The organism is Streptomyces sp. NPDC059909 (assembly GCF_042730885.1).
Lineage (GTDB): Bacteria > Actinomycetota > Actinomycetes > Streptomycetales > Streptomycetaceae > Streptomyces.
Genome location: NZ_JBHWKX010000058.1, coordinates 41322 through 48304 on the forward strand (window position 1 = coordinate 41322; position 6983 = coordinate 48304).

Consider the following 6983-nt stretch of genomic DNA (forward strand, 5'->3'; position numbering starts at 1 on the left):
TTTGTTTTTCTCCCCTGTTCGGGCGGGGTGCGGCGGTGGGTGGGGGGCCCCCCCGCGCCTCCTCCCCCCCCCCCCCCCCTCTCCCCCCCCTCCCCCCCCCCCCCCCCGCCGCACACGCGCGGGCGCAGAAGCCGCCACAGTGGTCAGCCTTAACGAGGCTGCCCCTTCTCGAAGTACGCGACCAGGCGTTTCCATCACAAACGAGCAGCAGCACTCGGATGAACACGCGAGCCACGCACAACGGGCCCTTCCGGAGAAGGGCCCGCAGGCGTTTCAGGTCAGCTCACGGACCCTCCGTCGGAGGAGGCTTCCTCAGAAGACACTCACCCCGTAGACGCTCAGCGCCTCCGTGACGGGCTGGAAGAACGTGGTGCCGCCGGAGGAGCAGTTCCCGCTGCCGCCGGAGGTCAGGCCGAGCGCGGTGGTGCCGGAGAAGAGGGCGCCGCCGCTGTCGCCGGGCTCGGCGCAGACGTTGGTCTGGATGAGGCCGTAGACGATGTCCCCGCCCCCGTAGTTCACGGTGGCGTTGAGGCCCGTGACCGTCCCGCCGTGCAGGCCGGTGGTGCTGCCGCTGCGCTGTACGGACTGGCCGACGTACGCGTTTCCGGCCGAGGTGATGTCGCGGTAGGTGCCGTTGTAGAGGTAGACCCTGCCGTCCGCGGCCGAGGCGTTGGCGTGACGGATGATGCCGTAGTCGTTGGTGGGGAAGCTGGACCCGGCGGTGGAGCCCAGGACGGTCGTCTGGGCGGAGTTGGTGTACCAGCTGCTGCCGATGTCGGTGCAGTGGCCCGCGGTCAGGGCGTAGTACGTCGAGCCGCTACGGACGTTGAAGCCGAGGGAGCAGCGGCCGCCGCCGGTGTAGATGGCCTGGCCGCCCGCGATGAGCTTGTTGAACGTGCCGTTCGTGCGCGTGATCCTCAGTGCACCGGCGTGGTCGCCCGCCGCCTTCTTGATCTCGGATATCTCGGCGGCGGAGACGGTGCTGTCCACCGTCACGACGACCTTGCCGGTCGCCTTGTCGGTGTACCACGCCGTGCCCGCGACGTCGGCGCTGCGGACGGCGTCGTTCGCCTGTGCCAGCGATGCGGCGGTGACGCCGGCGTCGGCGGTGGATCCGGCTGTCGCCGTGGGAGCAGTGAGCGCGGTGACGGCCAGCAGTCCGGCGGCGACGGCGATCAGCCGGGCTCGTCTGCGGGAGCTGCCGAGGGGGAAGCGCCTGTTGTTCACTACGTCCTCCATGTGGGGGTTCTGGGCCCGTTGGGTGTGCGGGCCCACGCGTGCCGCAGCGGCGGAGCCACGACTCGGAGGTCATGGCCCTGACAAGCGACATGCAGGAAGCATGGACTCCGGTTAGGTCCCGCACAAGGTCGCCTTTCGGCCGGTCTACACGCGTCCACCTGGGGGCCAACATGGCTTTGGCGGCGGTCATTTACTCGGACATCGCCGCGTTCGCCCGCGTCGGGCGCCTGTCCGGAATTGTTTCCGCCGGCAGGTGTCGTCCTGTTTCCCCACCGCTTCCGCGATGCGGTGGAGGAGGCGCCCGTTCCCATGCAACCTCCTCGCAACGTCGCACGGAGTTGAATACGGCACCGCATCGAGGACCGGACAGGAGAGGGGCTGCACGTGAACCGGCACGCAACGAGGAATCCGCGGGTGAGCCGCTCGCCGCACAGGCGCGGTGTCGTCCGATGACCGGGGACTCCGCACCGGCCCCGCTCGTGGACCTCACTCCCGCGGCCGCCGAGCTGCTGCGACGACTGACGGCGGCACACGGCCCCCTGATGTTCCATCAGTCGGGTGGCTGCTGCGACGGCAGCGCGCCCATGTGCTATCCGGAGGGCGAGTTCCGTACAGGTGGCTCGGACGTGCTGCTGGCGGCGCTGTCCGTCGACGGAGTGGACGAGCCGGTGTCTTTCTGGATGTCCGCGAGCCAGTACGAGGCGTGGCGCCACACCCGCCTCATCGTCGACGTCGTCGAGGGCCGCGGCAGCGGATTCTCGCTGGAGGCGCCGGAAGGCGTGCGTTTCCTGATCCGTTCCCGACTGGTCGGTTCCTAGCCCCCGGTCTGGTCGACGCTTCGTGCGGCCGGGCGCGGCTCGGCCGACTCGGGCAGCCACCGGTGACCGTACGTGACCATCCCAAGTGGGGTGGAGAGGCCCGTACCGAACGGCATCGGCGCGTTCTCGCCACACTACCCGGCCTCACCGGCCTCCCGGGTGATTCGCGGTGTCCCCGCGCGCGACGGCCTCGCCCTGACTAGCGTGGTGCCCAGGGCGTCCGCCGCCAGGGGCCGGTACGAGCGAGCACGAAACCGGTGCGTCGTGAACGTCCGCCGACCCGCCCGAGACAGCACACCGCAGACAGCAGAGAGAGTCAGTCATGGCTGCACAACCTGAAGGCACGCCGATCTGGGCCGATGCGATGTTCTCCGACCTGGAGGGCGCGAAGAGCTTCTACGGCGAAGTCCTCGGCTGGACGTTCGGCGAGGCCTCGTCGGAGCACGGGAACTACACGGAGGCGTACGCGGACGGGAAGGCCGTCGCGGCCGTGGTCCCGCCGATGCCGGGCCAGGAGGGCCATTCGCAGTGGTGTCTGTACCTGGCATCGCCGGACGCCGCCGCGACCGCCGAGAAGATCCGTCAGAACGGCGGCACCGTTCTCATGGAGCCCATGCAGGTCGGCGACTTCGGCTCGATGTGCCTCGCCCAGGATCCCGGCGGTGTCACGTTCGGTGTGTGGCAGGCGGGTACGCACAAGGGCTTCGAGGCGACGAACGTGCCGGGCGCCTTCTGCTGGGCGGAGGTCTTCACCCGCGAGCCCGGGAAGTCCGACACGTTCTTCCCCGCGGTCTTCGGCTACGGAGTGAAGACGATCGAGGACGAGCAGATGGACTTCAAGCTCTTCGACCTCGGGGCGGACCCGGTGCTCGGCCGGATGAGGATGACCGACGACTTCCCCGAGGAGGTCCCGGCGTACATCCAGGTGTACTTCACCGTCCCCGACTGCGACGCCGCGGTGGCGACCGCGCAGAAGCTGGGCGGCAGGCTGGTGTTCGGGCCGATGAGCAGCCCCTTCGGCCGGTTCGCGGCCATCGTCGACCCGCAGGGCGCGGCGTTCGCCGTCATCGACGTCACGACCACCGAGGGCGAGATGCCGAAGATCAGCTGACGCGTACGGATGCCCGGGGCCGCACCCTCACCGGCCCCGGGCATCTGCGCGCTCCCGCCGCTGTTCGCGGACGGCCACGATGCCGTTGAAGACGCCCACGTACGCCGTGCCGTCCGGACCGATGGCAACAACCGCCGGTGGCTGTGCCTCAGTCGCGGGTGAAGGTGCCCAGGCCGTTCTCGTCGAGGTACTCAACCCGGAGGGCGGCGGCCTTTCCGCCCGAGTCCATGGTGAAGGTGACGCCGGTCCGTCCGACCGCGTTCTCGCCGGTCGTCTCGTAGCTGAAGGTGTCGCCGTCGTAGTGGGTCAGGTCGAACCGCTTCGGCTGCGGACCCAGTTCGAGGACGAGCCCTTCCTGGTCCGTCGTGACGACTGCCTTGCCGTAGTAGGGGCTGGTGTACGTACCGGTGTAGGCGCTGTCGGCGCGGGCGGGCTTCGGAGCCGCGGGCGGTTCGGCGTAGTCGGTGGGGGACACGCCCTGGTCCTGCTCCTGTTCGTAGAGCGCGGCGACCAGGGGCAGCCAGTTGGTGGTGGGCTTGCCGTACTGGGCGGTGTCGAAGAAGTCGAGGGCGACGGAGTCGGCCATGCCGACCGGCCGGCCGTTGGTGAGGACGACGATGCCGAGCTGCTCCCCGGGCAGCATGGTCACGTTGGTGTTGGCGCCGAGGTCGAAGGCCCCGGAGTGGCTGAGGCGGAGCCTGCCCTGGTTGTCGTAGCCGACGTTCCAGCCGAGGCCGTAGAAACCGGCGCGCGCGGCGGGGGCCGTCGGGGGCTGGGAGACGATCTCGGGAAGGTGGGTGTGCTCGAGGGTCTCGGCGTCGATGATCTGCTTGCCGTCGAGCTTGCCGTTGGCGAGCTGGAGCCGCAACCAGCGCATCATGTCGCTCGCGGTGGAACTGACGCCGCCCGCCGGTGCCTGCGCGTCCGCGTCCCGGACGAACTTTGCCTGCCAGGTGCCGTCCTCGGTCCGCACATGGGTGACGGCCTTGTTCTTCGCCTTCTCGTAGTCGGCGAAGGTGGAGCTCGTGGAATCCATTCCGGCCGGCTTGTAGAGGGTGTCGGCGCCGAGCTTCTCCCAGCTCACACCCTTGGCCCGGGCCACGGCCTCCGCGGCCGCCGTGAACCCGAAGTTGGTGTACGCGTAGCTCGCGCGGAACGGGTCGAGCGGTTCGTCGCGCAGATGGCCGAGGATGTACGCCTGGTCGTAGCCGAGGTCCTCCAGCAGATCGCCGGCGTGGTCGGGCAGTCCGCTGCGGTGCGACATCAGGTCCGTGATGGTGACATGGGCGCTCACCCAGGGGTCCTTGAGCGCGAAGCCCGGAAGATGCCGGGCCACCGTCTCGTCCCAGCCGACGACGTCTTCGGCGACGGCCCCGGCGACGATCGTGGAGGAGATGGGCTTCGAGAGCGAGGCGAGCTGGAAGACGGTGTCGGGCCCGACCTTCCCGGGTTGGCCGATCTTGCGCTCCCCGAAGCCCTTGAGATAGACCACCCGGTCCTTGTAGACGACGCCTACGGCCGCCCCGGGCACGCCGGTGCGCTTCATCATGCCCTCGACGACACCGTCGAGCTTTGCGACGGCGGCGTCCACGTCCGCCTTGGTGAGCAGCGGCGGGGGCTCGAGCGGGGGTGGTTTCGGTGCGGACTCCGACGGCGCGGGGGTGGGCCCGGGCGGCGGCGCCGGGGCGCCCGCGCCCAGGGCGAGAGCCGTCGCCCCGGCAAGCAACGCGGCCAGGCCCGACACGCCGAGCGTGCGGCTTCTGCGGAGCCGCACGCCTTTCGCAGCACGCATAGATTCCATTGAACGCCCGGGCCGGGGCGTTGTCGCGCGCAATTACCGGGCCCGGCCGGGGCCGCGCACGTCACTGAGTGACGGAGAGCGTCGGACGGGGTGCCGATTCCGTGGCGCGTGCCGCCGTCACGTCCCCTGCACGGCGAGAAGACCGGTCATGTGCGGGCCCCGTTCGACGCCGGACCATGGGCGGCAGGGCACGCTCACGGTTTGAGCCGGCTCACCACGTCCGCGGTGGCGGACACCCCGTTCTGGATGGTAGGCGCCATGCTCGTGCCCGCCAGGAAGAAGCCGAGCAGGGCGCACACCAGGGCATGCGAGATCTTCAGGCCGCCGTTGCGCAGATAGATCACCGCAAGAACGAGCAGCAGCAGTACGACTGAGACGGACACGGCCATCACCGAACCTCCTTGGCCGCCGCATCGGAATTGCGGCATTCGGCGGCCAGTTTGGCGGAGTGGAGGCGCCGGATGGCCGACTGGCATGTCCGCTGATCGGGTGGTCATTGACGCACGGGTTGACCGGAACAGTTACTCGCCGCGAGTGCGGAGGAAGCTTTCGAGGCCTGCGAGGTCGTCGGTGTTGATGTGGTCGACGCGGGCGTTCAGCAGTTCGGACCAGACCGCGTCGCGTGCCGTGCCGGGCGCGTCGGGGGTGGCCCAGAAGCGGACGCGCTGGCCGCGGGCGTGGGCGGTGGAGACGATGGACCGCAGCCGCTCGCGCTCGACGGCGGGGAACGGGCCGTTGCCCTGCCAGGTGAAGCTCTGCGTCCAGTTGCTGGAGATCAGTGGGATGAAGGAGGCGGGCGCCGGGGCGGGGGCGGCCAGGTCGTCGAGCCGGCCGTCGTAGAAGGCGTGGCGCACGCGCTGGGACTCCATGGGCGCGCGGGCGGTCCGGTCACCGGAGATGACGGGGGTGACGGCCCCGGGGTGCACCCTGCCGTCGGCGTACGTGCTCAGGATCCGGCGGTACTCGCGGAGTTGGCGGTCGAGCTCGAGGTAGGTGTTCACCCCGTCGTTCTTGATGTCCACGAGCAGTTGCAGCGGACGCCGGTAACCGCGGTACACCGAGCCGTGGTTGGCCCTCACCTGGGCCAGCAGGGGGTCGAGGTAGAGGGAGCGGAGGGTGCGGGTGGGGTCGAGCTGGGCGGGCTCGTGGGCGACGAGGAGCTCACCGTCCACGAGGAAGATGTCGGCCTCCAGACTGGTGAAGCCGTGGTCCAGGGCATCGTGCAGCGGCCGTGTGTGCAGGTAGTCGTTGTGCGCGTGCGCCCGGCGCAACGGGCGGGTCCTGTGGGCGGGTCCGGCCGCCAGGGCCCGGTCTGCGGGTGCGACGGCAACTCCGGCGAGTGCGGCGGCGATCGTGGTGACGGCAGCGCGACGAGTGGTGCGGTCCATGGTGCCTCCGGGCTCTGCGGGACATGGCGAGGTACGGATGGTGCGGGGGGTGCGGGACACCGCGAGTATCCGTGCAGCGCACGTCCAACCGACAGGGCACAGCGAAGTGTTCGGCCATCGGTCACCCGACGCTCAACCAGCGCGGGGGAGGACCCGCTGTCGGGGCACTCCCCGCCGCTCCCCCACCCCGCGCGACGTCCCCTCGCCGATGGTTCGGCTCGCCGGGTACGGGGCGATGTCAGTGCTGCACGCTAGGCTGCGCACACTTGACCGTTTGCCCTGATCCGGGAGGATTTGATGGCCTCGAGACTCAACCCGTATCTCAGCTTCGGCGTCGACGCCCGCCAGGCGATGGAGTTCTACAAGGAGGTCTTCGGCGGCACGCTGGCCGTCAACTTGACCCGGCCGTAAACGACCGGGCTTGGAGGTAGCGCCCAACTGGCTGCCGGGTGGACTCCTCCGTCCAGACACCCCTATGGGGTGGCAGGGACGCGTGACTCACGCCCCGCAGTCCACACAGCCTCGCCCTTACGGGCGATGTTGCGGGAGGCATTCCGGTCTGCGTGGGCAACGACCCCGCAGTTCCGGCAGGTGAACAGGGCCTGGCTTGCCCGGTTCTTCTTGTC

At 69.9% G+C, this 6983-nt stretch carries 7 protein-coding genes and 1 pseudogene; 3 read left to right on the plus strand and 5 right to left on the minus strand.

From position 1 onward, the window contains the following. Window positions 1–312: 312 nt before the first annotated feature. Window positions 313–1227 (minus strand): S1 family peptidase, encoded by a 915-nt coding sequence (locus ACFV9O_RS30025; RefSeq protein ID WP_385423286.1) that lies wholly within the window; start codon window positions 1225–1227, stop codon window positions 313–315. 461 nt (window positions 1228–1688) lie between these two features. Between ACFV9O_RS30025 and ACFV9O_RS30030 the strand changes: the two genes are divergently transcribed. Beyond that, window positions 1689–2057: a DUF779 domain-containing protein gene (locus tag ACFV9O_RS30030; RefSeq protein WP_385423288.1), complete on the plus strand. Its 369-nt coding sequence runs from the start codon at window positions 1689–1691 to the stop codon at window positions 2055–2057. Window positions 2058–2379: 322 nt separating this feature from the next. Continuing rightward, a complete protein-coding gene (locus tag ACFV9O_RS30035; protein WP_385423290.1) occupies window positions 2380–3168 on the plus strand; it encodes a VOC family protein in 789 nt (262 codons plus the stop codon). 148 nt (window positions 3169–3316) lie between these two features. Here the strand turns inward: ACFV9O_RS30035 and ACFV9O_RS30040 are convergent, their stop codons facing one another. The 3 genes from ACFV9O_RS30040 to ACFV9O_RS30050 all read right to left on the minus strand — a co-directional run bounded on the left by ACFV9O_RS30040 (window position 3317) and on the right by ACFV9O_RS30050 (window position 6357). Beyond that, window positions 3317–4960 (minus strand): serine hydrolase, encoded by a 1644-nt coding sequence (locus tag ACFV9O_RS30040; RefSeq protein WP_385423292.1) that lies wholly within the window; start codon window positions 4958–4960, stop codon window positions 3317–3319. Window positions 4961–5163: 203 nt separating this feature from the next. Next, the gene (locus ACFV9O_RS30045; protein ID WP_385423294.1) at window positions 5164–5358 is read right to left on the minus strand and encodes a hypothetical protein; all 195 of its coding nucleotides are present in this window, start codon (window positions 5356–5358) and stop codon (window positions 5164–5166) included. A gap of 132 nt (window positions 5359–5490) precedes the next feature. Continuing rightward, window positions 5491–6357 (minus strand): phosphatidylinositol-specific phospholipase C/glycerophosphodiester phosphodiesterase family protein, encoded by an 867-nt coding sequence (locus ACFV9O_RS30050; RefSeq protein WP_385423296.1) that lies wholly within the window; start codon window positions 6355–6357, stop codon window positions 5491–5493. A gap of 297 nt (window positions 6358–6654) precedes the next feature. Between ACFV9O_RS30050 and ACFV9O_RS30055 the strand changes: the two are divergent. After that, window positions 6655–6753, plus strand: a pseudogene (locus ACFV9O_RS30055) (VOC family protein); the annotation flags it as partial. Window positions 6754–6830: 77 nt separating this feature from the next. Here ACFV9O_RS30055 and ACFV9O_RS30060 read toward each other — a convergent pair. Continuing rightward, a partial coding sequence (locus ACFV9O_RS30060; protein WP_385423304.1) for a zinc ribbon domain-containing protein occupies window positions 6831–6983 on the minus strand: 153 nt, incomplete at its 5' end.

Excerpts from the sequence above, each read along its gene's own strand:
- ACFV9O_RS30035 (WP_385423290.1), top strand. The coding sequence starts at position 2,380 with ATGGCTGCACAACCTGAAGGCACGCCGATCTGGGCCGATGCGATGTTC.
- ACFV9O_RS30045 (WP_385423294.1), bottom strand. The coding sequence starts at position 5,358 with ATGGCCGTGTCCGTCTCAGTCGTACTGCTGCTGCTCGTTCTTGCGGTG.
- ACFV9O_RS30050 (WP_385423296.1), bottom strand. The coding sequence starts at position 6,357 with ATGGACCGCACCACTCGTCGCGCTGCCGTCACCACGATCGCCGCCGCA.
- ACFV9O_RS30030 (WP_385423288.1), top strand. The coding sequence starts at position 1,689 with ATGACCGGGGACTCCGCACCGGCCCCGCTCGTGGACCTCACTCCCGCG.
- ACFV9O_RS30040 (WP_385423292.1), bottom strand. The coding sequence starts at position 4,960 with ATGCGTGCTGCGAAAGGCGTGCGGCTCCGCAGAAGCCGCACGCTCGGC.